Origin of the sequence: Carnobacterium sp. (genome assembly GCF_049673005.1) — a bacterium.
Taxonomy (GTDB): Bacteria; Bacillota; Bacilli; order Lactobacillales; family Carnobacteriaceae; genus Carnobacterium_A.
In genome coordinates, this window is sequence record NZ_JBATXB010000088.1 from 1 (window position 1) to 23,835 (window position 23,835).

Below are 23,835 nucleotides of genomic sequence, written 5' to 3' on the forward strand. Positions count from 1 at the left end.
ACGATGCTTGAAGCTCATTAAAATGACTTGCTAGCGAAATTACTTTCACTTTGTTTCTTTTGGTTCGACCCTTGGTCGAACCGCCGTTCACAGTTTATTGTTTTACTTTGTTCAGTTTTCAAAGGTCTAATTTGTTTGTGTTGTCGTTTTGACAACTTATCAATATTATCATGTGTTGACTAACCTGTCAACAGCTTTTTAATATTAATTTTTTTGTTGTTGCGATGTATCGCTACGACATCTACTAATATAACAGCTATACACAGCTTCGTCAATGATTTCATTTAAATAAATCGGCTGATTCCAAAAAGGCAAACAATAGCAAATAATATGTTTATATATACTGTTTTTAACGCTAAAAAAAGATTAATCATCCCTTTGCGTTTAGCATTGTTCGTTTTTAAAAAAATAAGAATTCTTCATTTTAAATTAATGAAGAATTCTACTTAGGCGATTACTTAATTTTTATCTTTCCATTTCTTTTCAATAAACCCAACTCGACCCGATCCTTTACTGTATCCAGAATAATGCGCTGGATTTTTTTTGTAAAAATCTTGGTGATAAGTTTCAGCAGGATAGAAAACTACTGCTGGTTCAATTCTTGTCACAATCGGTTTTTTGAAGCGTCCACTGTTTTGTAGGTTTAGCTTAGAAGACTCTGCTATTTGTTTTTGTTCATTATTATGATAAAAAATAACAGGTCGATAAGAAGAACCTTTATCTGCAAACTGTCCACTTGCATCTGTCGGATCTGTCTGTCTCCAGTAAATTTCTACCAAATCTTTATAACTCATCAGTTGTGGATCGAAAGTTATTTGAACAGCTTCTGTATGGCCAGTCGTATCGCTACACACCTCTTGGTAGGTAGGATTCACAGTATGACCACCAGTATAACCTGAAACAACGGCCTCAATCCCGGGTTGCGTATCAAATGGTTTAACCATACACCAGAAACATCCTCCGGCAAAAGTTGCCTTTTGAAATTCTTGTTCACTCATCTTCATTTCCCCCTCTAATACTAGGCTAGATAGATTGTATCACGATAATTTAGCAGAAGATATTACTTTATTCTTCTATTAATGCTAGGAATACTAAAGTTTTTTAGCTCAACTAACTCGTGTATGCCTTAGATAATCTTATTTTATTCAGAAACAACAACAATTTTACCTAGAGCATGATGTGTTTCGCTTAATTCATGCGCATCATAAATTCCTTTTTCAGTAAGCGGGAATTTAGCCCCGATAATTGACTTAACTTTTCCTTCAGCCATTAAGTCTGCAATTTCCATTAACTGTTTGCCGTTGGGATCTAACCAAATACTATCAAACTCTACATCATATTGCTTTCTAACTTCCTCATCAGCAAGACCTACAATAGATATCATTCGACCAGTTTTGGGTTTTAAGACTTTAAAACTATCATTTTGTACTGCTCCACCCATGGTATCAAGTACCAAATCTACTCCACTTAAAATTTCTGAAAAATCTTCCGTTTTGTAATCAATAATTTGGTCTGCACCTAATTCAGCTAATAATTTATGATTTTTCTTACTTGCAGTAGTGATAACTTTAGCACCAATCGTTTTAGCTAATTGTATTGCATAAGTACCAACTCCACCTGCTCCAGCATGAATCAATACCGTCTCGCCTTTTTTTAACTTTCCATGATCAAACAACCCTTGCCAAGCAGTTAAGCCAGCAAGCGGAACAGCTGCTGCTTCTTCAAAACTAGTATTCGCTGGAATCTTAGCAAGTAAATCTTGGTCTACTATCGTGTACTCAGCATAAGTGCCAAAGCGAGTTGTTTCTGGTCGAGCGAAAACTTTATCTCCAACCTTCCATTCTGTTACTCCATCTCCAACTTCACTAATAACTCCAGCAACATCCCACCCTAAAATAATTGGAAATTGCCAATCCATCATTTGTTGTAAATATCCTTCACGTAATTTCCAGTCAATCGGGTTTATTGATGTTGCTTTAACTTCAACAACTACTTGATTTTTACTTGCCTTTGGATTGTCAACTTGCGCTTCCTTTAATACGTCTTTACCGCCGTAATTTTCAATTACTACTGCTTTCATCATTTTTCCTCCAATATCGCTATTATACTTATTTTTTGTTAGCTAGTTTCTTTTATATAATAAATGATTAAAATTTTAATTGCTAGTTATTTGACTTACTTCTTTATATAAAAAAAGGTATTCTACACACTAGACTAAACGCCTAGTGAATAAGATACCCTTTTCAAACACTATTCTATTTATTTTGTTTTTTTATCTCAGTAATTCCGCCCATGTAAGGAATCAGTACATCCGGAATCTTAACAGTTCCATCTGCTTGTTGGTAATTTTCTAGAATAGCCGCAAATGTTCTTCCTACTGCTAATCCTGATCCATTTAATGTATGGACATACTCTAATTTTTCTGTAGTTTCATTACGATAACGGATTTTTGCACGTCTAGCCTGAAATGCTTCAGTATTTGAACAAGAACTAATTTCGCGGTAAACGTGTTGTGCCGGAATCCAAACTTCTAAATCATACGTCTTAGCTGCAGAAAAGCCCATATCTCCGGTACATAAGGCTAGTACACGGTACGGAAGATCTAGCTTTTGTAATACTGCTTCAGCATTATTTGTCATTTTCTCTAATTCATCATATGAATTCTCTGGTTTACTAAATTTAACCATTTCAACTTTATTAAATTGATGTAATCGTATCAATCCACGAGTATCTCTTCCAGCGCTTCCTGCTTCAGACCTAAATGAAGGACTCAACGCAGTAAAGTAAGCTGGTAGTTGTTCTTCTTTTAAAATTTCATTTCGATAGTAATTTGTTAACGGTACCTCTGCTGTTGGTATCAGCGTTAAATCTCTATCTTGAATTTGAAACACATCTTCTTTAAATTTTGGAAATTGTCCCGTTCCATACATAGAATCACCATTAACTAAAATAGGTGTAATCATCTCTGTGTAGCCATGCTCTCCGGTATGCAAATCCAACATAAAATTATAAATCGCTCGTTCTAATCTAGCTCCCAGCCCTTTATAAAACACAAAACGACTACCCGCAACTTTTGATCCACGTTCAAAATCAACAATATCTAGGAGTTCTGCAATTTCCCAATGAGACTTAGCTTCGTAATCAAAGGTTTTTGGCGTCCCCCATTTTCTTACCTCCAAATTATCCGCTTCATCATCGCCGACAGGTACTGATTCATGAGGTAAGTTTGGTAGTCCTGAAGCAATATCTTCGATTTGGTAATCTAAAGTTTCAAGTTGCTCGTCTTTCATCTTAATTTCATCGCCGACTTCACGCATTTCTTTAATTTTGCTATCCGCATCTTCTTTATTTCGTTTTAAAGAAGCAATTGCTCCTGAAACTTCGTTACGATATTTTTTTAATTTTTCTGTTTCAACCAAAAGTTTTCTTCTTTTTTCATCTAAGGCAATAAATGTATCTAAAACCTCTTTTTTTACTCCACGATTTTTTAATTTCTTAGCTGTATTTTCATAATCATTGCGTAGTTCTTTTGTATCTAACATTGCATTCTCTCCTTTTTTTATTATCTTTTTTATCAAACAAAAAAACCACTCCATCCCAAATAACACATAGGGACGAAATGGCCTTGAATAATCGCGGTACCACCCAAATTTAGAAGCTAGTTTAGTTAACTTCTACACTTTACTTCAGATAACAGTCTGGAGCTGAAACAATTTAGTCAATTTTTACGTTGATTTCATTGTTTACTTCATACGACGGATTCAAATAAATAAACCATCAGTTTACACCAACCACTGACTCTCTTGTTGTATTTACTTACTTTACTATCTCGTATTACTAACGTTCGATCTATTTAATTATATGACTACAGTTTACCTAAACTTTATTATTAAGTCAACGAAATTAAGCGTTCCCAAAAAATAACAAGATATTAGAATTTAGTTGATCTATATCTAATTGCTTTTAAAAAAAAAGAACAAATTTCCCTTAGAAGAAATTTGTTCTTTCTTAGTTCTATTTAAACGTTAATTAAAATAAATCAGAAACAAAAACCTTAATCCAACGACCAGCTAGTACAAAGATGTTAGCTTTCTCTATTTCATTAGCAGCAATCACATCTACTTTAGCGCCTTTTGAACCATCAATGTAACCTAAATCATCATTTTTTATTGAGATTTCAGCTTGCCCAAGGTTTGTACCTTTTTTGATAGGCGCTTCAATTTGTTTTGAATCGTTTAAGATTTTTTTCTTAGCCGTAAATGTTGCTTCTTTATCTTTTACATCTGTGTTAGTAGGTACCAATAACGAAACATCTGATGCTACTGCTAATTTCACGTTGTCTGTTTTACCATTTTCCACTTTTAACGGCTTAACACCTTCTAAACCATCATTTTCTTTGTATACTTCAACTTTTTCCCAGTTTGAAAAAGCCCAATCCATCATTTTATCCGTTTCAACAAAACGTTTTTGTAAATCTTTCTGCCCATCAGTAGCGTTCATCACTACCGTAATAATACGCATCCCATTTTCTTCTGCAGTCCCAGTAAATGTTGCTCCAGCGAAGTCCGTTGTTCCTGTCTTTAATCCATCAACATTTTCACGTTCAGATACAAAACCTTTCAACATCCAATTCCAGTTTTCCATTTTGATAGAATCTGACGTTCCCTCTTTAAAAATCATCATAGGAATTGAAGTTGTCTCTAGTACTTCTGGATAAGATTCCAATAAATTCTGTGCTACAATCGCGATTGAACGAGCCGACATAGCATTTTCATTTTTTTCGTTACTACCAGGATACATATGTCCTTTCAAATCTGCGTTAGATAAACCAGTACTATTATAAAGCTCGTAATCTTTGATTCCCCAAGATTCTACTTTTTCTTTCATCCTATCAACAAACTCTGGTTCACTTCCAGCAATAGATTCTGCCATAGCTACAGTAGCAGCATTTGCGGAATAGATTGCCATTGCTTGATACAATTCTTTAAATGTATAGGTTTCATCCTGTCTTAAAGGAACGTTAGATAATGAATTATCTTGGCTTAGCTGTTGCGCATAATCACTTATAGGAACAGCTTGATCCCATTTAATCTCACCTTTTTCAATTGCCTCAAAAATAAGATATTCTGAGATCATTTTAGTCATCGAAGCGATTCCTAATTTCTCATCTCCATTTTGATTCATTAAAACTTTACCTGTACTAGGCTCAAGAATAAAAGCTGCTTTTGCCTCAATCTTTGGAGCAGCTCCAGCCGCATGTACTGTTGACACTGGATTAGTAACCGGTAAAAAAGCTCCCATCATTAATGTTATCACTGTTATTAGTCCAAATTTCATTGTTTTTTTCATTTAGTTAAATTCTCCTCAATAAGTTTCACGATTTAAATGGAATTTCCCACTCACTTTTCTATGTTAGCGAAATACAATGGAAAAAACAACCTTATTTTTCATTATTCATTATCTGACGCTTGTTTTTAAATTTATCCTCTAATTTTGATTCACGTGAAACAATTTGTGTATTTTGTTGACTAGGATGTAACGGAAAATGTAGTATAAATTGAGTTAAATTGTCATCAGACTTTGCGTAAATATAACCACCATGTAGCTCGACAATACTTTGCGCGATAGCTAAGCCTAAACCCGTCCCACCTGTTTCTTGAGACCGAGATTCTTCCACCCGATAAAAACGATCAAATAATTGATTCAATGATTGTGGCGGGATGGGCGTACCATCATTATTGACGGAGATAATAACTTCATTTCTAACTTGCTCAACCTCGATTGAAACTTGCAGTCCATCGTCTCCATAATTTAATGCATTTGAAATTAAGTTATTAAAAACACGTACAACTTTTTCTGTATCTGCTTCCATCATAATGACATCTTGTTTAGAATTTACTTCAATTTGCATATTTTTCTTTTTAGATTCAAATTCAAAATCTGCTGCTAACTGTTCTAGTAACTGAACCATATCAAATTCACTTAACGTTAAAGGAGTAGTTGTTTGTCGTACACGCGTATATTCAAATAAATCTTCCACTAAAACTTTCATTTGTTTGGCTTTTTTGTAGGCAGTATGCGTATATTTTAGTAATTCTTCTTCATCTTTATAACTACCTTGCTCTATCAATCCTAAATAACCAATAATAGACGTTAAAGGTGTTCTAATATCATGGCTAACATTCGTAATGAGTTCATCTTTAGATTGTTCAATTCTTCGCTCTTCTTCCATTGCTTGAACCGTACTATCCACTAACACGTGGATACTCTCTACAACCTTCTTCATATCGCTACTAAAATCTGTTGCAATCCTGTGTTCATAATGACCTTCTGCAATGTAATGAAGTTCGCTGATAATATGATGCAATTGCATTTGTCTATATCTTCTTTTTAAACGCCAATGGATAGCAATTACCGCAATGATAAAAAGAATGAACCCGAAGAACGGAGTGATAGAAATAACTTGATTACTCTGAATGCTAATAATCGCGTCACCAAATATCCAAAGAGAACGGATAATTTCCGGAAAAGCTAATACCATACGGCTAAGAATAATAAAAACCGCATAGTATAATAGACCGATCATTCCCATTGTGACTAGACCTTCAAGAATTAACTGACTCTTTTCTTTTCTAGTAATTTTCAAGCCTTTTCTCAACTCCTTTACATTAACCATCTTTCTAATTAACGATTCTCGATTTTATATCCTACACCCCAAACGGTTTGGATAACTTTCTCTCCGCCTGTAGCTTCTTCTATTTTGTCACGTAAATGACTAACGTGAACCATTACAGTTTTAGCAGAAATCAAACTCTCTTGTTGCCAGACTCTTTCAAAAATCTCATCTGCACTAAAAACACGATTTGGATGACTAGCTAGTAAATATAAAATACCAAACTCTAAAGCCGTAAGTTGAATAGATTGATTTGTTAGTGTCCAAACTTCGTGAGATTCTTTGCTAATTATTAAAGGTCCAATTTCTAGACTATCAAGTCCTTCTTGAGCAGTGGCATACGTACTCCTTCTTAAAAGTGACTTGATTCGAGCCATCACTTCTAATGGATTAAATGGTTTTGCTACATAATCGTCTGCACCAGAAATCAACCCTTTAATCTTATCAATATCCGTCGTTTTAGCACTTAACATCAAAATAGGCAACTGTGAATCTTGCCGGACTGTTTTAACCACTTCAATTCCATCAATGGTTGGCATCATGACATCTAGCACCATCAAATCAATATCCTTTTGGTTTGCTAACTTAGTCAACGCATCTTTACCGTTATAAGCCTTTTCAACTGTATAGCCTTCGTTTTTAATATAAATACTTAACAGTTCAACAATTTCTTTATCATCATCGACTACTAAAATCTTCATACTTCCACCTCATTTTAGCCGTATTTTTATCTAGCATACCAGAAATTACTAAAGTTTTTATTAAAAAAACTAAGTTAGCAGTCTGTTTTAAAAAACAGTTGCTAACTTAGTATGTCTAAACATAAGAATCAAAAAAGGAAACTTATCACTCTATTATTGAATAGAGTAGTTTGGTGCTTCTTTTGTAATTTGGATATCGTGTGGATGAGACTCTCTTAATCCGGCTCCACTCATTTGCACAAATTGTGCATCTTCACGAAGTTGTTTTAAGTTTGCTGCTCCAACATATCCCATTCCTGATCGTAATCCTCCAAGCATTTGGAAAATAATATCTGATACGCCACCTTTATAAGCAACACGACCTTCTATACCTTCTGGAACCATCTTATTTGCTTCATTCACACCACTTTGAAAGTAACGATCACTTGAACCATGTTCCATTGCAGCTAAACTACCCATCCCACGATATGTTTTGAAACGACGACCTTGGAAAATTTCAAATTCACCAGGAGACTCATCTGTTCCGGCCAACATACTTCCTAGCATAACCGCATGACCGCCGGCAGCTAATGCCTTAACGATATCGCCAGAATATTTAATTCCACCATCAGCAATAATCGTACGCCCATATTCTCTGGCAACTTCGGCTGCATCATAAATAGCTGTAAGTTGGGGAACTCCCACTCCTGCAACAACACGCGTTGTACAAATAGATCCAGGACCAATTCCCACTTTAACTACATCAACCCCTACATCGTATAAAGCTCGAGTTGCTTCTCCTGTAGCCACATTTCCCGCAATTAATGTAATATCAGGGAATGCTTCACGAATTTCTTTTATTTTACGTATCACGCCAGCACTATGACCATGTGCAGTATCTACAATAATTGCATCTACACCTGCATCGATCAAAGCTTGTGCACGTTCAAATGTGTCTGTCGTAACACCAACAGCAGCTGCTACTAACAAACGTCCATGACTATCTTTAGCCGCATTGGGAAATTCAAGAATCTTTTCAATGTCTTTAATGGTAATTAATCCACTTAAACGGCCTGTTTCATCAACAATCGGTAACTTTTCAATTTTATGTTTTTGCAAAATTTCTTCTGCTTCTTTTAAAGAAGTTCCTTTAGGAGCCACTACTAAATTGTCTTTTGTCATCACATCATTAATTGGCATCGAATAGTCCGTCACGAAACGTAAATCACGGTTGGTTAAAATCCCTACTAAAATACGATCTTCCATATTATCTACAATTGGAACACCACTAATTCGGTAACGACCCATTAATTTTTCTGCATCAGAAAGTAAATCAGTCGGAGTCAAAAAGAAAGGATCAATAATAACGCCACTTTCAGAACGCTTTACTTTTCTAACTTCGCCAGCTTGTTCTTCGGAACTCATATTTTTATGAATAACACCTAGTCCACCTTGACGAGCCATTGCAATAGCCATATTTGAATCAGTAACGGTATCCATACTTGCACTCATTATCGGAACATTTAATTTGATATTTTTAGCTAATTGAATACTCAAATCAACCTCATTTGGTAGAACATGACTTTCTGCAGGAACCAATAATACATCATCAAACGTGAAGCCTTTTTTTACGAATTTCGTTTCCCAATTTGACATCTAGTTAAACACTCCTTTTACATTCTTTATTTACAATTTGGTTTAGATTTTACTTACAAAAATAACAGAGATACTGCAGTCCGTCAAGGCTAGTTTTTTAAAATCCAATCAAATCAAGCGTTATCTTTATTTTTAAAATTAGTTCTGTCTATTAAAGTCCTAAAGATAGAAAAAAGTTTTCAAACTCTTAACGTTATAAGAGTTTGAAAACTTCTTTATTTAGAATAAGCCACCATGAATATTTAATTTACGTTTAAAGTAAATCTTAGCTGCAAAAGCTGTTATCCCAATAGCAATATTGACACCTGCTGACATCAAAATGTTGATAGAACTTGGAAGAAGAGCCATTGAGGCAGTCATGACAAACATCCATCCTAACATTCCAGTTGTTGATACGAGTATATAACGTAATGTGTTTCCTTTTTTATTTTTACCAGGCATATTTTTGGAAATCAATAAAATCACAAAACCACCGAGAACAAAGTTTAAAATCATGGTTATTATGCCCATTTCAGATCCTTGTCCTTTGCCTATAAAACTAGATAAACCAGTAATTAAGGCAAACATAGCACCCATCAATAAACCACCATCTAACATGATTTTCCAATCTTCAGAACGGCCGGTATCCGTATCTTTTGGTGAAGCCAATAGTACATTTGTACGTTCTGTTACTGTTCCATATAATTGACGAGCCGTTTGACCAGATTTTTGACCTTTAATTAAATTCTTCAACATTTCATTGTAAATAGCAACGCGCTTTTCTTCAGAAATATTTGCCGCAATCAAGGCTTTATCCAAACTCATCATGTATTGATCATTTCTTTTAGTCAGCTGTTGAAAAAGCTCTTTATTTTCTTCTTTTGTAGCTGCTTGTTCATTTATATTTTCTACTACCAATCGAAAAGCCTCCTTATTAAATCTTAAACGCTGTCTTAAATGAAGCAATTAACACTTTTATTATACATTAAAGCGGAACAACATAACATCTCCATCTTGAACAATATACTCTTTTCCTTCTGATCTGACACGGCCAGCTTCCTTAGCAGCTTGCATGTTTTCGTATTTATTTAAATCTTCAAATGAAACCGTCTCAGCACGAATGAATCCTCGCTCAAAATCTGTATGAATAACTCCGGCTGCTTGAGGAGCTTTCATCCCCTGTTTAAATGTCCAAGCTCTTACTTCTTGAACTCCTGCTGTAAAGTATGTTGCTAGTCCCAACAATGAATACGTTGTACGGATTAGTTTATCCAATCCTGATTCTGAAATCCCAAGATCTTCTAAGAACATCTCTTTTTCATCATCTTCTAATTCAGCAATTTCTTCTTCAATTTGAGCACAAACAACAACCACTTCTGATTTTTCATTTTCGGCAAATTCACGAACTAATTTTACATACTCATTATTATCTGCATTTGCTACTTCTTCTTCAGCAACGTTCGCTACATATAAAACAGGCTTAGTTGTTAGCAAGAACAATTGTTGAACATATTTTTCTTCTTCTTCACTAAAATCGATTGTGCGAGCAGATTCACCTTTTTCTAGTGTCGCAATAATTTTTTCTAATATAGCTGCTTCTACTAAAGCGTCTTTATCTTTTGTTCTAGCAATTTTAGCTACTCGAGTATACCGTTTTTCAACGGATTCAAGATCAGCTAGAATCAATTCAAGATTTATTGTTTCAATATCTGATAAAGGATCAACTTTACCCGTCACGTGAATAATATTATCATTGTCAAAACAACGGACAACATGACAAATTGCATCTACTTGACGAATATTTGCTAAAAATTTATTTCCTAGCCCTTCTCCTTTACTCGCACCTTTTACAATACCCGCAATATCTGTGAACTCAAATGTTGTCGGTACTGTTTTTTTAGGTATAACTAGTTCTGTTAAACGATCTAAACGATAGTCAGGTACTTCAACAACTCCAACGTTAGGATCAATAGTAGCAAATGGATAGTTCGCTGCTTCTACTCCTGCTTTTGTTATCGCGTTAAAAAGTGTTGACTTTCCTACGTTTGGTAAACCTACAATTCCTGCTGTTAATGCCATTCCTAATTCACTCTTTCTTTTATTAGTTTAGTTTAATCTTTACTTTTCTCAGCTTGTTCTAGCACTTTTTTCATCTTTTTTTCAAATTCTCTTCTTGGCATCATCACCATGTGCCCACACTTTAAACATTTAATACGAATATCCATACCCATTCTAATAATTTCCCAGCGGTTCTCTCCACAAGGATGAGCTTTTTTCATTTCAACTATATCGTTTAAATCGTACATTTTTTCACACTCCTGTTTCAATTTACCTATTCTTCATCAAATTGAATATCTAGAACATCTAAAATACGAGTTAAATCTTCCGTTGAAAGATACTCTATTTCGATTTTTCCTTTTTTATCTTTTTCGTGAATAATGACTGAGGTTCCAAACTTATCCATTAGTCTTTCTTCACTTTCACGAATATAATAAGGTTTTTTAGTTGTTTTTTCTATTTTTTCGACTTGTTCCTTTGGATTATTCATTTTAGTAACCAATTGTTCTAATTGACGAACGGTTAGATTTTCTTTTATAACTTTTTTAGCTAACTTAACAATTTGTTTTTTATCTTTTAAACCTAATAATGTTCTCGCTTGGCCCATTGAAATATCATTAGCTTGTAGCATTTGCTTTACCACTTCAGGTAACCCTAGTAGCCTCAGATAATTGGCAATGTATGGACGACTTTTTCCCAGTCGCGCAGCTACGTCTTCTTGTGTCAATTTCAACTTCTTCATCAACATGTCATAAGCTTCAGCTTCTTCAAGTGAAGTTAAGTCTTCTCTTTGCAAATTTTCTAGAACAGCGACTTCCATCATTTTTTCTTCATCAAATTCACGAATAATTGCTGGTATTGTCGTCTTCCCAGCTAATTTGGAAGCTCTAAAACGTCTTTCCCCAGCAATGATTTCATAGCCTTTTATTGTCGATTCGCGTAAAATAATTGGTTGGAATACCCCTGATTGCTTAATTGAGCGAGCCAATTCGTTAAGAGCTTCTTCATCAAATGTTTTACGAGGTTGATAAGGATTCGGACGGATATCAACTAATTCAATTTCTTGAACTCGTTCACTTGAAACATCAATTTTGTCTAAATCAGAATACTCGCTAAAAAGAGCATCGATACCTCTACCCAAACCTTTGCTATTTTTATTAACCATTCGCTAACACTTCCTTTGCTAACTCCAAATAGACTTCTGCCCCTCTTGAGCGTGGATCATAATCAATGATTGATAAACCGTGACTTGGCGCTTCAGACAAACGTATATTTCGTGGAATAATCGTTTTATATACTTTCTCGCGAAAATATTTCTTAACCTCATCGACTACCTCATAGCCTAAATTTGTTCTTGCATCTAACATCGTTAACAAAACACCTTCGATTTTTAAGTCTGGATTAAAGTGTTTTTGCACTAAACGTACTGTATTTAGTAACTGGCTTAGTCCTTCAAGAGCATAGTATTCACATTGAACAGGGATTAGGATTGTATCACTTGCCGTAAATGCGTTAATCGTTAAATGTCCCAACGAGGGTGGACAATCTATCAAAACAAAATCGTAGTCATTTGTGATCTTCGCTAATGCTTGCTTTAATCTCGTTTCTCGCGCCATTTGATTTGTTAACTCAATTTCTGCACCCGCTAATTGAATTGTTGCAGGTACGACCCACAAATTTTCTCTGGAAGAAGGCAGTACGACTTCTTCTATCGGAGTTTCATTTACTAAAATATCATAAATATCTTTCTCTACATCAACTTTGCGAACGCCTAGACCACTAGTTGCATTTCCTTGAGCGTCAATATCGACCAATAAGACTTTTTTACCGGAATAAGCTAAACAAGCACCTAAGTTGACTGTTGTAGTCGTTTTACCTACTCCGCCTTTTTGATTTGCGACTGCTATAATACGTGCCATTCTTTTCCCTCCATCTATGATCATGACTGTCTTTTATTTTTTAAAGAAATAAAAAAGAGAAAGAATACACGTGCGCATCTTTCTCTTACGCATTTTTTCAAAATGATCTATCATTTTTCGCTCTTTATTCACTTTTTTTATAAAGGACTTTTATTAGGTGTACCTGGTTTTCTAGGATACTTTTTTGGTGTTATTTTTTTCTTATCAATCAATAAAATGTGTCGTTCTCCAGCTTCTTTAGGTAATTCAAAAATAAACTCTTCTCTAAATTTCCCTCCAAGCGTTGCAATCGCTTTTTTACTATCTTTCATCTCATTATCGCTACTGCTAGCTTTTAAAGCTATAAAAACCCCATCTTTTTTTACTAATGGTAAACATAACTCGGCTAAGACACTCATTCGAGCTACTGCTCTAGCCGTTACGAAATCAAATGATTCACGAAACTGTTTATTTTGACCAAATAACTCAGCTCGATCATGATAGAAATGAACATCTTCTAACTGTAACGTTTTTGCTAAAATAGTTAAAAATTGGATTCTTTTATTTAACGAATCAACTATCGTTACTTTTAAATTTGGAAAAATAATTTTTAGGGGGATGCTCGGAAACCCAGCACCAGCACCTACGTCACATAAGCTTTGGACCCCTTTATTAAAATCCACATATAATCCAGCTGTTATTGAATCATAAAAGTGTTTTAAATAAACTTCTTCGCTTTCAGTAATCGCTGTCAAATTTATTTTTTCGTTCCACTCTTGTAATAAAATCAAATAATTATCAAACTGCTTCATTTGTTCTTCGTTAACGTCAATCCCTTTGTTATGAAGGGCTAGTTTAAACTCTTCTGGATTCATAAGACAACTCCTTTGATAGTGTGAAACACTGATTTGTTTCACAGGTTCATCTGTATAACTGTATAACAAATCTTAACTAAGTGCAATGCCTAATCTACTTTTTTTTGCCTTTTTATGTATAAAAAAAGATAACCCATTTCAATCTTATATTTTTTTTATAATATAATTTCCATTAATAACCTATTCATTTTTAGAAACAACTTAAATGACCAGTCATTCAAGCCTCTTATATAGAAAGAAGTTATCAAAATATAAAGATATTCTCTACACAAATAAGATTAAGTAGCTAGATATACTAATATTAGAAGAGCTAAGCTCAAATAATTTACCTAATCAGTCAAAAATAGTATGATATATAGTGAGTGGTCTGTATCTATTTACTATACGCTTAAATTTTAATTCAAGGATGATTAAGAAAATCTAATTCATTGGTATAGCTCTTATCCAAGTACTATCTTGAGCTGCCTAATAATTGAGCAGATTCTAGTTTTAGTTGCTTGACTTAATTTTTTAATAACGCTAGTCTTAACTTTGGTCTTTCGACCTTTGTTGAAGATATTCTGGTTAAATACTGTAAACAAATCAATTGAAAAATAGTACTTTAAAAAAAGATAAATCAAGCAAATTTTGGAGGGAAGATGAACGAATGGCACTAACTAATATAACTAGCAAAGACATGTATCATGCATTTTTACATGGAGCATATGAAGTTGTTTCGAATAGACAGTTTCTAAATAAGATAAATGTATTTCCAATACAAGACGGCGATACAGGTACGAATCTCTCTTCATTAATGGAAACAATTATCAACGAATCTACAGAAGGTGAGACTGTTAAGCAAACCTTAGAATCTTTTTCTGATGCGGCAATACGTGGAGCTAGAGGCAATTCAGGCATCATATTTGCCCAATACATTTATGGATTAAGTATGGAAGTTTCTGATAACGAATGCATTGATTATAATCAATATGCACTAGCTAGCAAAAAAGCTGCTGAATATGCCTATGACTCAATAGACCAACCTGTAGAGGGTACTATTTTAACTGTTATGAGAGATTGGGGAGAAGCTCTGAGTAAATATGATGGAGCAAATAATAATATTACCGAACTGTTATCTTTAGCGATAACCGTATTAAATGATGCAGTGACGAAGACACAATATCAATTAAAAGAATTGCGCAAAGCAAAGGTTGTTGATGCTGGAGCTAACGGTTTTTCTTTTTTTATCCACGGAATGCTAGAATATTTTAAAAAAGGATCCGTGATAGACATAGAATCCATTAAAAAATTACAAAGGGATAACATCGACATAACCGTTGAACACGATATGGACTCTGAAATAACTTATAGGTATTGTACCGAATGTTTAATAAGGGGATCCGAAATAGATACAAAAAGGATGAAGAAAAGTTTAAACCCACTAGGTGATTCTTTAGTGGTGGCAGCGAATAAAGATCAAGTGAGAATCCATATACATTCTAACGAACCAGAAAATGTTTTCGAAATCCTTCGTCAAAACGGAAACGTAGAATACCAAAAAGTAGATGACATGAAAAAACAACAAGATGTTATGTTACGAAGAAAATCAGATATAGCTATTTTAACCGATAGTATAGCCGATCTTCCTCAAGAATTTATAGATAGTGAGCAGATTCATATCATCAATATGACTATTTTGTTCGAAAATACTTCTTTTATCGATAAATTAAGCATCACTCCTAAACAATTATTAGACTATTCTAAAGATAGCAAGGATCTACCGACATCCTCCCAACCGGATGAAAAGTCAATAGAAAATATTTTACTTTATCTCTCTACTCATTATAAGTCATTGATTATTATGACCGTATCAAAGCAATTGAGTGGTACTTATAATACAATAACTAGAGTGGCTAAGAGAATAGAATCTGATCACTTCAAAATAGATACCATAGATACGAAACAAAATTCAGGCGCTCAAGGGTTACTAGTCGCAAAAGCTGCTGACTTAATCTCTCAAGGTTACCATCATAATGAAATCGTTGATATCATAAATAACGATAGAGCAAACAGCAAAATATTGGTTCGTGTAAAGACCTTAGACAATATGATAAAATCTGGTCGACTAAGCACGACGATGGGTAAAATAGGAAAAAGAGTTGGATTAAAGCCTATTGTTACTTTAGATAAAGATGGCAACGGGAAATTAGATAGTGTTTCTTTTACAACCAAAGATAGTCTCAATAAGTTAGTCAGACACGTTAAGAAAATAATGAAAAGCAATACTATAGAATCCTATAATATTGTTCACATCAATAATCTAGAAGAAGCTAAGGAATTAAAGATTTTGTTCACAGAATTAATTGGCAAAGAACCTAGATATATTATGGAAACTTCTTCTATAGTAGCTATCGGAGCGGGTTCGGGTGCCGTTGCATTATCCTACACACTAAAGAATCAGAAAAGTTAACGTTTACTGGATAGATATGTTTAATTTAACGCACCATAAAAAAATATATCCTTTGTCATTCTGTTGTGTAGTTTGATTATTTTATTGCTTGAAAAATATAGATAGTGAAAGTAGGAGATCGACTATGTTGGAATTTTTAAAGCATTACTTAATAGCCTTTGTTGCTTTTTTAGTAATTGACCTAATTTGGCTAGTATTTGTTGCCAAAGATTTGTATCAACGTGAGTTAGGCTTTATTATGAGTGATAAACCTAATTGGATTGCGGCCGCTATTTTCTATTTAATTTTTATAGGAGGATTGCTATTCTTTGTTATCAATCCTGCTATAGAAACCAATAGTTGGACCTATGCTTTATTTGCAGGAATGTTCTTAGGTTTGCTAACCTATGCTACCTACGATCTAACTAATTTAGCAACTTTGAAAGATTGGCCTCTCAAGATTACTATCATTGACTTAATATGGGGAACTTTTTTAGGAGGTTCAGTTTCTACTATTACATTTTTTGTAGCTAAATTCTTTAAATAAATTTTCAGCATAAAAAGACCACTAAATTTTGTCAAACGACATAAAAAATTCAGTGGTCTTTTTTCTATTCATAAATATATATATTATTTAAAACCCTTTTTTTTGACCTCGCCATGGCGGATTTTTACCTTCTTGAAACTCATCTATACCAGGTCCACCCAACCGCTTAAGTCTCCAAATCCCATAAATTAATGTTAAAACTAAAACTGTTACTGTTGCTGGAAAACCAAGTAAAATACTTGCCCATCCTAACTCTGTTAGATTCCCTCTATTGTATAAAAGTATTTGAAGAACCATTCTTGCTAAAAATAAGAGTGCCCAAACCACTGTTACTTCTCTATAAGCTGGTTTTACATCTTTTCTCAAAAACCATTCAAAATTCCAACCTCGTGATAAATGACTTAAAATCGCTGCGAGCGGTTTCCCAATAAGAACGCTTATAGTAGAGACTAAAAATAAGGCCCCACTTCCTATTATTTTAGGCAAAAAATAATTTGCTGCATTATCTGCAATCAATGCAAAACCAGAAGCAAGAGCTACTCCAGCAATCCCTGCCACAGCATATAAAAAACTCTCTTTCTTTAAAATTCTAACGACGGCTAAAATACTAGCAAGAGATAAAGCTAATATAACTCCTTCTTTAAGTCCAAATAGATTATTTCCTATTACATATACAATTGGTGGAATAATGGCATCAATTGTCTTTCCCGATAAAAAGTGCCTTAATTCATCCCCGATATCCTTAAATAGTTTTTTCATTTTTTCTCCTTTAAACCTTTACTAAATTATAGCACATGTCTTATAAATTGAGAGCTTTAAGTATAGGACACCTTCCCATCACTACCCATTCAAAAGGCTCTTTTTTATATTAAGCTATAAAAAATCAAAAAAAGTCGTACAAATTAATGCATGACTTTTTTCGATCATATGATGGTCCCAACTGGGCTCGAACCAGCGACCCCTACCTTGTCGAGGTAGTGCTCTCCCAACTGAGCTATGGAACCTTTAGCTTATTAAATTCTTCTTTACGATTATATCCTACTCTCCCTATTAAAGCAAAGTACTTTTTTATCGTTTTCCAGCAACAAAAAAAGCCGTACAAACTTAATGCATGGCTTTTTTTTGTTGCTATTAAATAGTTCTTACACTTTTACAATTCTGCCTTGCTCTATATAAACCATTAAGACAGAAATATCTGCTGGATTAACACCACTGATACGACTTGCTTGAGCAATTGTTTCAGGTTGAATAAGCGTCAATCTTTGCTTAGCTTCTGTTGCAATTCCATTAATAACAGAATAGTCGATACTTTCAGGAATTCGCTTGTTTTCCATTCTTTTTAACTTATCTACTTTTTGAATAGCCTTTTTGATATAGCCTTCATATTTAACTTGAATCTCAATTTGCTCTTCTACTTCTCTTGGTAGAGTGACATCTAACGGAGCAAACTTAAGAATGTCCCAGTAAGAAATTTCTGGTCGACGCAAGAAATCAAGGGCTAAAATACCATCTTTTAATGGCGCGATAGTTTTCTCAGCTAAAAACTCTTGAATTTCTACTGTTGGTTTCAATCGAATATGACTTAAACGGTTCATTTCTTGTTCGACATACTCTCTTTTCAAAAGTAACGCTTCGTATCGTTCTTTTGAAGCCAGCCCAAGATGGTAGCCTATTTCTGTCAAGCGTAAATCAGCATTATCATGACGCAATAACAATCTATACTCTGCTCTTGATGTTAATAATCTATAAGGTTCGTTTGTGCCTTTTGTTACCAAATCATCAATCATCACGCCTATATATCCTTCGCTGCGTTTCATCACGAACGGTTCTTTGCCTTGTGTCTTAAGAACAGCATTGATTCCTGCCATAATTCCTTGACCAGCAGCCTCTTCATAACCCGATGTCCCGTTCATTTGACCAGCTGTAAACAGATTTTCAACGGCTTTTGTTTCTAGTGACGGACGTAATTGATGTGGTACAACGACGTCGTATTCAATGGCATAACCACTACGCATCATTTCCGCATTTTCTAATCCCTCAATCGTATGCAAGATATCTTCTTGAACATCTTCAGGAAGTGAAGTAGACAGACCTTGTACGTAAACTTCCTCCGTATGACGACCTTCTGGCTCTAGGAATAATTGATGTCTTGGTTTATCACTGAAACGAACTACTTTATCTTCAATTGATGGACAATAACGAGCTCCTACTCCTTCAACAATACCTGTAAACATCGGTGCACGATGCAAGTTTTCTTGAATAATCTGATGTGTTTTATCATTAGTGTATGTTAACCAACAAGATAACTGATCTTTTAGATAGGAACTGCTAGGTGTTTCATAACTGAAATGATTTGCTTTTATGTCTCCTGGTTGCTCTGCAGTCACCTCATAATTAATAGTTGAAGCCTTAACTCTCGGAGGTGTCCCTGTTTTAAATCTATTCAGTTCAAAACCGTGTTCGATTAAGTTTTCTGAAAGTTTAATTGACGGTTGAGAATTATTTGGACCTGAAGAATATTTTAATTCTCCAATGATAATTTGCCCCCTTGAAGATGTTCCTGCTGTTAGAATGACAGCCTTCGAACGATAAATCGCACCTGTATTCGTAATAATTCCTTTACAAATGCCGTCTTCTATAATTAATTCCTCTGCAATACCTTGTTTTAAAACAAGGTTTTCGGTTGTTTCAATTGTCCGCTTCATTTCATTGGCATACATAAACTTATCTGCTTGCGCTCTTAGAGCTCTTACCGCTGGACCTTTTCCAGTATTTAACATTCTCATCTGAATATAGGTCTTGTCTATATTATGTCCCATTTCTCCACCTAATGCGTCTATCTCTCTAACAACAACCCCTTTAGCTGGACCACCTAATGATGGGTTACAAGGCATAAATGCGATCATATCTAAGTTTAGAGTGATTAATAACGTTTTACTTCCCATTCTTGCAGAAGCTAAAGCCGCTTCAGAACCTGCATGTCCTGCTCCAACTACTATAATATCAAAATTACCTGCTTCGTAATGTTGCATCAAATCATTCCTTCCATTTCATATTCACTTCGCTATTATTATTATTTCCCTAAACAAAATTGGCTAAATAATTGAGTCAAGAGCTCGTCTTGCACACTATCGCCAGTAATTTCGCCAAGTAATTCCCATGAGCGAGTCATATCTATCTGAACTAAGTCCACGGGCATTCCTGATTCGATCCCTGTAATCACATCATCTAAAGCAGATTCTGCATCATTTAGCAATGCAATATGACGTACGTTAGAAACATATGTGGCATCTTTTTCTCCTGTTTGTCCTGCAAAGAATAAATAAGCGATTTTTTCTTCTAATTTATCAATACCTGATTTAGTTAGAATAGATGTCTTCACAATAGAATCAGGATCAACAAGTTCTTCTAACTTTGTTAAGTCTAACTTATTTGGCAAATCCATTTTATTTAAAATTACAATCCGATGATTTTGATCTGTAGCTTTTATTAATAGTCTATCTTCTTCAGTTAATTTTTCATTTTGATTAAAAACAAGTAAAACTAAATCTGAATTCGCCAAAGCTTGACGGCTTTTTTCTACGCCAATTCTTTCTACAATATCTTCTGTTTCGCGTATTCCAGCGGTATCAACTAACTTTAAAGGAACTCCTCTAACATTTACGTATTCCTCAATAATATCTCGGGTTGTTCCAGCAACTTCAGTTACAATTGCTTTTTCTTCCTGTAACAAGAAATTCAGTAAGCTAGACTTCCCAACATTAGGTCGTCCTATAATCGCTGTAGCTAATCCTTCTCTTAATATTTTCCCTTGACTAGCTGTTTGTAGTAGTTGTTGAATTTGAGCTTTTACTAGCTTTGCTTTCTCTACTAATAATTGCGACGTTAACGTTTCTACATCATCGTATTCAGGATAATCAATATTAACTTCTACCTGAGCAAGAGTATCCAAGATATCTGATCGTAGATTTCTTATTAATGTTGATAAGTTACCGTCTAATTGTTGTAAGGCCACATGCATGGCTCTATCTGTTTTAGCTCTTATTAAATCCATCACTGCTTCTGCTTGTGATAAATCAATGCGGCCATTTAAAAAAGCTCTCTTAGTAAACTCTCCTGGCTCAGCTAAACGAGCACCAAATTGAAGAACAACCTGTAAAACTTGATTAACTGATGTAATACCTCCGTGACAATTAATCTCAACCACATCTTCACGCGTAAAGGTTTTAGGAGCTCGCATCACTGAAACCATTACTTCATCAACTGTCTTACCTGTCTTCGGGTTTTCAATATGTCCATAATGAAGCGTATGACTTTTTTGATTGATTAGTTTTTTTGTACCTGACCTATAAACACGATCAGCAATCTCTAATGCCTCATCTCCACTTAAACGAACAATCCCTATTGCACCTTCTCCTGGTGGTGTTGAAATAGCTGCTATTGTTTCAAATTCTAATGACAAACTCCTTCACTCCTTTTTAATTTTTCGCGCGAAAAAAGCGCCCACTCCACCCATTTGCTACTATCAAATGGAATGGATAAAGCACTTTGACTACTTTTATCATTCAGATAAATTTATATTCGTTTATGATTCACTTAATTGTTGCTGTTCCGTTTAGACTATACAAGTTCTCTAACTATTTGTCAACAATACAATACTATTTTTTTTTGTGTATGTTTCTACTATATATATATATATGTATGCACCGTCTAATTAAAATTAATTCAATCCATGCTAATAGCTCTAAATTTTTTATAATTATTCTATTTTTCTTTTTTAACCGTTTTATTATATTACAGTCTCTTTATCCTTTTTTAATAAAAAACCAAAATATACATTGTTTTTGTTCACTTTCTTGCTTTTTTTACTTCTTTCGAATAGTAAAAAAACTAGATTTGAACTTTTTTACAAAATAAAACTCGTTGTTCATTACGAATAATTCGCTAATGTGTCTAAAAAATTACAAAGAAAGCTCTTTCTTACAAAAAAGTTGATTTTCTATGCTTTTTCTTAATTTTATAGCTAAATAATACAAACATGATAAGAAGATATAACGATTAGGCTTTTCTCTTTATTTTAGATTTATTCATGGTAGGATAGCACATGTTGAAGGAATAACCCCTTCGTTATAAGTAATAGCACAAAATAAAAGCTGAAATGTCGCTCTTAAAACTACGGTCAATCGCTCTTAAAGGATGCAACCAAACTACTATCAATATGGAAAACAAAAAAGGAGATTAAAATTATATGTTTAACTTAAAATCAAAATTATTTATCGCAAGTGCAACTTTAGCTCTAACTGGTGTCATAGCTGTTTCAAACCCAACAGAAGCATCTGCTGCAGAATACAATGCTTCTACATGGGAAGCTCGCTCAGTTTCTGAAATCAAAGATGGGATTAAAAAGAATGAAGACGGAAGTTCTGAATACACCATTCAATGGGGAGATACCCTTTCTTCAGTTGCAGCTGCAACGGAAACTTCTCTTGATTCTTTAGTAAACGTAAATGATATAAATAATGCTAACATTATCTTTACAGGAAACACTATCTCATTATCTGCTGACCACTCAACTGTGACAGTCGAAAAAGAAGATAAAAAAGTTAGTTACGATGTAAGCCCAGCAACCGAAGTTGTAGAAACAGAAGCTCCAAAAGAAGAAGTACCTGTTCAAAATGAAGCTCCAGTAGAAGAACCTGTAGCAACTGTAGAAACTCCAGCTGCTGAGCCAGCTCAACAAGCGACTGGACAAACAGTGACTGTTCAAGCAACAGCTTACTCAACTAACCAACCTGAATTAAGTGATACGACTGCAACTGGGATTAATTTAAATTCAAACCCTAACGTTATTGCCGTTGATCCAAACTTTATTCCTCTAGGTTCAACTGTTACTATCCCGGGATATGGAACATTTATTGCTGGAGATACAGGTAGCGCAATCAAAGGAAATCGTATTGATATCCACATGACTGATCTTAACCGTGCTGTTAACTTTGGTAGACAGACAATGAATATCCAAGTTTCTAAATAATTTTTGTACTTCTATCAATACAAGTACAAAATTTAATAGAAAACAAATTATGTAAAAAACTCGTGAACTAATAAAGCCTCTGCTTTTTATGTTCATGAGTTTTTTTGTTTTTTAGACTGTTCGTTCTTTGTTTTAGTCACTCATTATAAATAATCATTCGTTAAGATAAATTGTATTGCTTTGATTCTTTTCGCTGCTAAATATGCTAAACTATAGATGGAAAATAAGAAATGAGAGGTCTTTTACAGTGAATAAATTTAACGAGATATCTTTGGAAATCCAAGGCGCTATCATTAATCAGAGCTATTTACCCGGTGATCTTTTACCAAGTGAAAATGAACTCGCAAAAAAATATAAGGTTTCTCGTGAAACTATCCGAAAAGCATTATCTTTGTTATTAGAAAACGGGTATATTCAAAAACAACAGGGCAAAGGTTCTATCGTTTTGGATATGAAACGCTTTGATTTTCCAATATCTGGATTAACTAGTTACAAAGAGTTGCAAACTGCTCAGCACATAAACAGTCAAACCGTTGTTTCTTCAAACATAAAAATGACTCTGCCTAATTCTTTGGCAGAACGTTTAAGAATATCCGATAGTACACAAGTTATCTATATAGAAAGACAGCGTAAAGTTGACGGTGAAGTTGTTATTTTAGACAAAGATTTTCTCTTAACTACTGTCATTCCTGATATACCTAACGAAGCCGCAGAAGATTCTTTATATGACTACATCGAAAACACCTTAGGCTTAGTTATAAGCTACGCACAAAAAGAAATTATCGTAGAATTAGCTACATCTGAAGATCATCGATTAATGGATCTACATGGTGACACTCATGTTGTAGTTGTTAGGAGTGATGTTTATTTGGAAGACACAACACTATTCCAATACACGGAATCAAGACATCGTTTAGACCGGTTTCGTTTTGTAGACTTTGCTCGTCGTAAAAATCCAAGTGAGCTAAAAAAAGAATCAACTAAATCAATAAAAGACAGCCATCTCTAGG

20 protein-coding genes, 1 tRNA gene and 1 other annotated feature are annotated in these 23,835 nt (G+C 34.3%); of the genes, 4 read left to right on the forward strand and 17 right to left on the reverse strand.

Annotated elements, in window-relative coordinates; genetic code table 11:
- Positions 1–458 precede the first annotated feature (458 nt).
- From msrA to rsmG, 13 genes are all read right to left on the reverse strand, one after another.
- A complete protein-coding gene (gene msrA, locus WBF61_RS06620; RefSeq protein ID WP_424255017.1) occupies positions 459–998 on the reverse strand; it encodes a peptide-methionine (S)-S-oxide reductase MsrA in 540 nt (179 codons plus the stop codon).
- A 143-nt stretch (positions 999–1,141) separates the two neighbouring features.
- On the reverse strand, positions 1,142–2,080 hold the full coding sequence (locus WBF61_RS06625) for an NADP-dependent oxidoreductase (protein ID WP_424255018.1): 939 nt from the start codon (positions 2,078–2,080) through the stop codon (positions 1,142–1,144).
- A gap of 175 nt (positions 2,081–2,255) precedes the next feature.
- Positions 2,256–3,542 carry a serine--tRNA ligase gene (gene serS, locus WBF61_RS06630; RefSeq protein WP_424255020.1) on the reverse strand — a complete coding sequence of 429 codons (1,287 nt, stop codon included), beginning with the start codon at positions 3,540–3,542 and terminating at the stop codon, positions 2,256–2,258.
- A 65-nt stretch (positions 3,543–3,607) separates the two neighbouring features.
- Positions 3,608–3,847: a binding site (T-box leader), on the reverse strand.
- Between the two features lie 182 nt (positions 3,848–4,029).
- Complete coding sequence (locus WBF61_RS06635; RefSeq protein ID WP_424255021.1) at positions 4,030–5,349, reverse strand: serine hydrolase; 1,320 nt, start codon at positions 5,347–5,349, stop codon at positions 4,030–4,032.
- Between the two features lie 91 nt (positions 5,350–5,440).
- Positions 5,441–6,676: a sensor histidine kinase gene (locus tag WBF61_RS06640; protein WP_424255023.1), complete on the reverse strand. Its 1,236-nt coding sequence runs from the start codon at positions 6,674–6,676 to the stop codon at positions 5,441–5,443.
- 8 nt (positions 6,677–6,684) lie between these two features.
- Positions 6,685–7,374, reverse strand: coding sequence for a response regulator transcription factor (locus WBF61_RS06645; RefSeq protein WP_424255024.1), 690 nt, complete (start codon positions 7,372–7,374; stop codon positions 6,685–6,687).
- 153 nt (positions 7,375–7,527) lie between these two features.
- Positions 7,528–9,009, reverse strand: coding sequence for an IMP dehydrogenase (guaB, locus tag WBF61_RS06650; protein ID WP_424255026.1), 1,482 nt, complete (start codon positions 9,007–9,009; stop codon positions 7,528–7,530).
- A 219-nt stretch (positions 9,010–9,228) separates the two neighbouring features.
- Positions 9,229–9,906 carry a DUF1129 domain-containing protein gene (locus WBF61_RS06655; RefSeq protein ID WP_424255027.1) on the reverse strand — a complete coding sequence of 226 codons (678 nt, stop codon included), beginning with the start codon at positions 9,904–9,906 and terminating at the stop codon, positions 9,229–9,231.
- Positions 9,907–9,966: 60 nt separating this feature from the next.
- On the reverse strand, positions 9,967–11,067 hold the full coding sequence (gene ychF / locus WBF61_RS06660) for a redox-regulated ATPase YchF (protein WP_424255029.1): 1,101 nt from the start codon (positions 11,065–11,067) through the stop codon (positions 9,967–9,969).
- 32 nt (positions 11,068–11,099) lie between these two features.
- Positions 11,100–11,294 carry a DUF951 domain-containing protein gene (locus WBF61_RS06665; protein WP_424255031.1) on the reverse strand — a complete coding sequence of 65 codons (195 nt, stop codon included), beginning with the start codon at positions 11,292–11,294 and terminating at the stop codon, positions 11,100–11,102.
- A gap of 26 nt (positions 11,295–11,320) precedes the next feature.
- Positions 11,321–12,211 carry a ParB/RepB/Spo0J family partition protein gene (locus WBF61_RS06670; protein WP_424255033.1) on the reverse strand — a complete coding sequence of 297 codons (891 nt, stop codon included), beginning with the start codon at positions 12,209–12,211 and terminating at the stop codon, positions 11,321–11,323.
- Entirely contained in the window at positions 12,204–12,965 is a 762-nt protein-coding gene (locus WBF61_RS06675) for a ParA family protein (RefSeq protein WP_424255035.1), read from the reverse strand. Before WBF61_RS06675 ends, WBF61_RS06670 begins: the two co-directional genes overlap by 8 nt.
- Positions 12,966–13,102: 137 nt before the next feature.
- Entirely contained in the window at positions 13,103–13,819 is a 717-nt protein-coding gene (gene rsmG, locus WBF61_RS06680) for a 16S rRNA (guanine(527)-N(7))-methyltransferase RsmG (RefSeq protein WP_424255036.1), read from the reverse strand.
- 646 nt (positions 13,820–14,465) lie between these two features.
- On the opposite strand from rsmG, the gene WBF61_RS06685 reads away from it, so the two are divergent.
- Both WBF61_RS06685 and WBF61_RS06690 read left to right on the forward strand, forming a co-directional pair.
- Positions 14,466–16,268 (forward strand): DAK2 domain-containing protein, encoded by a 1,803-nt coding sequence (locus WBF61_RS06685; protein WP_424255038.1) that lies wholly within the window; start codon positions 14,466–14,468, stop codon positions 16,266–16,268.
- A gap of 124 nt (positions 16,269–16,392) precedes the next feature.
- Entirely contained in the window at positions 16,393–16,794 is a 402-nt protein-coding gene (locus tag WBF61_RS06690; RefSeq protein ID WP_424255040.1) for a DUF2177 family protein, read from the forward strand.
- An 87-nt stretch (positions 16,795–16,881) separates the two neighbouring features.
- Here the strand turns inward: WBF61_RS06690 and WBF61_RS06695 are convergent, their stop codons facing one another.
- The 4 genes from WBF61_RS06695 to mnmE form a co-directional block, all read right to left on the reverse strand.
- The gene (locus WBF61_RS06695; protein WP_424255041.1) at positions 16,882–17,553 is read right to left on the reverse strand and encodes a DUF3159 domain-containing protein; all 672 of its coding nucleotides are present in this window, start codon (positions 17,551–17,553) and stop codon (positions 16,882–16,884) included.
- Positions 17,554–17,725: 172 nt separating this feature from the next.
- Positions 17,726–17,798: transfer RNA gene (locus WBF61_RS06700), tRNA-Val, on the reverse strand.
- 138 nt (positions 17,799–17,936) lie between these two features.
- A complete protein-coding gene (gene mnmG / locus WBF61_RS06705; RefSeq protein WP_424255042.1) occupies positions 17,937–19,826 on the reverse strand; it encodes a tRNA uridine-5-carboxymethylaminomethyl(34) synthesis enzyme MnmG in 1,890 nt (629 codons plus the stop codon).
- A gap of 41 nt (positions 19,827–19,867) precedes the next feature.
- Complete coding sequence (mnmE, locus tag WBF61_RS06710; protein ID WP_424255044.1) at positions 19,868–21,256, reverse strand: tRNA uridine-5-carboxymethylaminomethyl(34) synthesis GTPase MnmE; 1,389 nt, start codon at positions 21,254–21,256, stop codon at positions 19,868–19,870.
- Between the two features lie 786 nt (positions 21,257–22,042).
- On the opposite strand from mnmE, the gene WBF61_RS06715 reads away from it, so the two are divergent.
- The gene (locus WBF61_RS06715; RefSeq protein WP_424255045.1) at positions 22,043–22,825 is read left to right on the forward strand and encodes a 3D domain-containing protein; all 783 of its coding nucleotides are present in this window, start codon (positions 22,043–22,045) and stop codon (positions 22,823–22,825) included.
- A 247-nt stretch (positions 22,826–23,072) separates the two neighbouring features.
- Positions 23,073–23,834 carry a trehalose operon repressor gene (treR, locus tag WBF61_RS06720; RefSeq protein WP_424255047.1) on the forward strand — a complete coding sequence of 254 codons (762 nt, stop codon included), beginning with the start codon at positions 23,073–23,075 and terminating at the stop codon, positions 23,832–23,834.
- The last annotated feature ends 1 nt before the right edge of the window (position 23,835 follow it).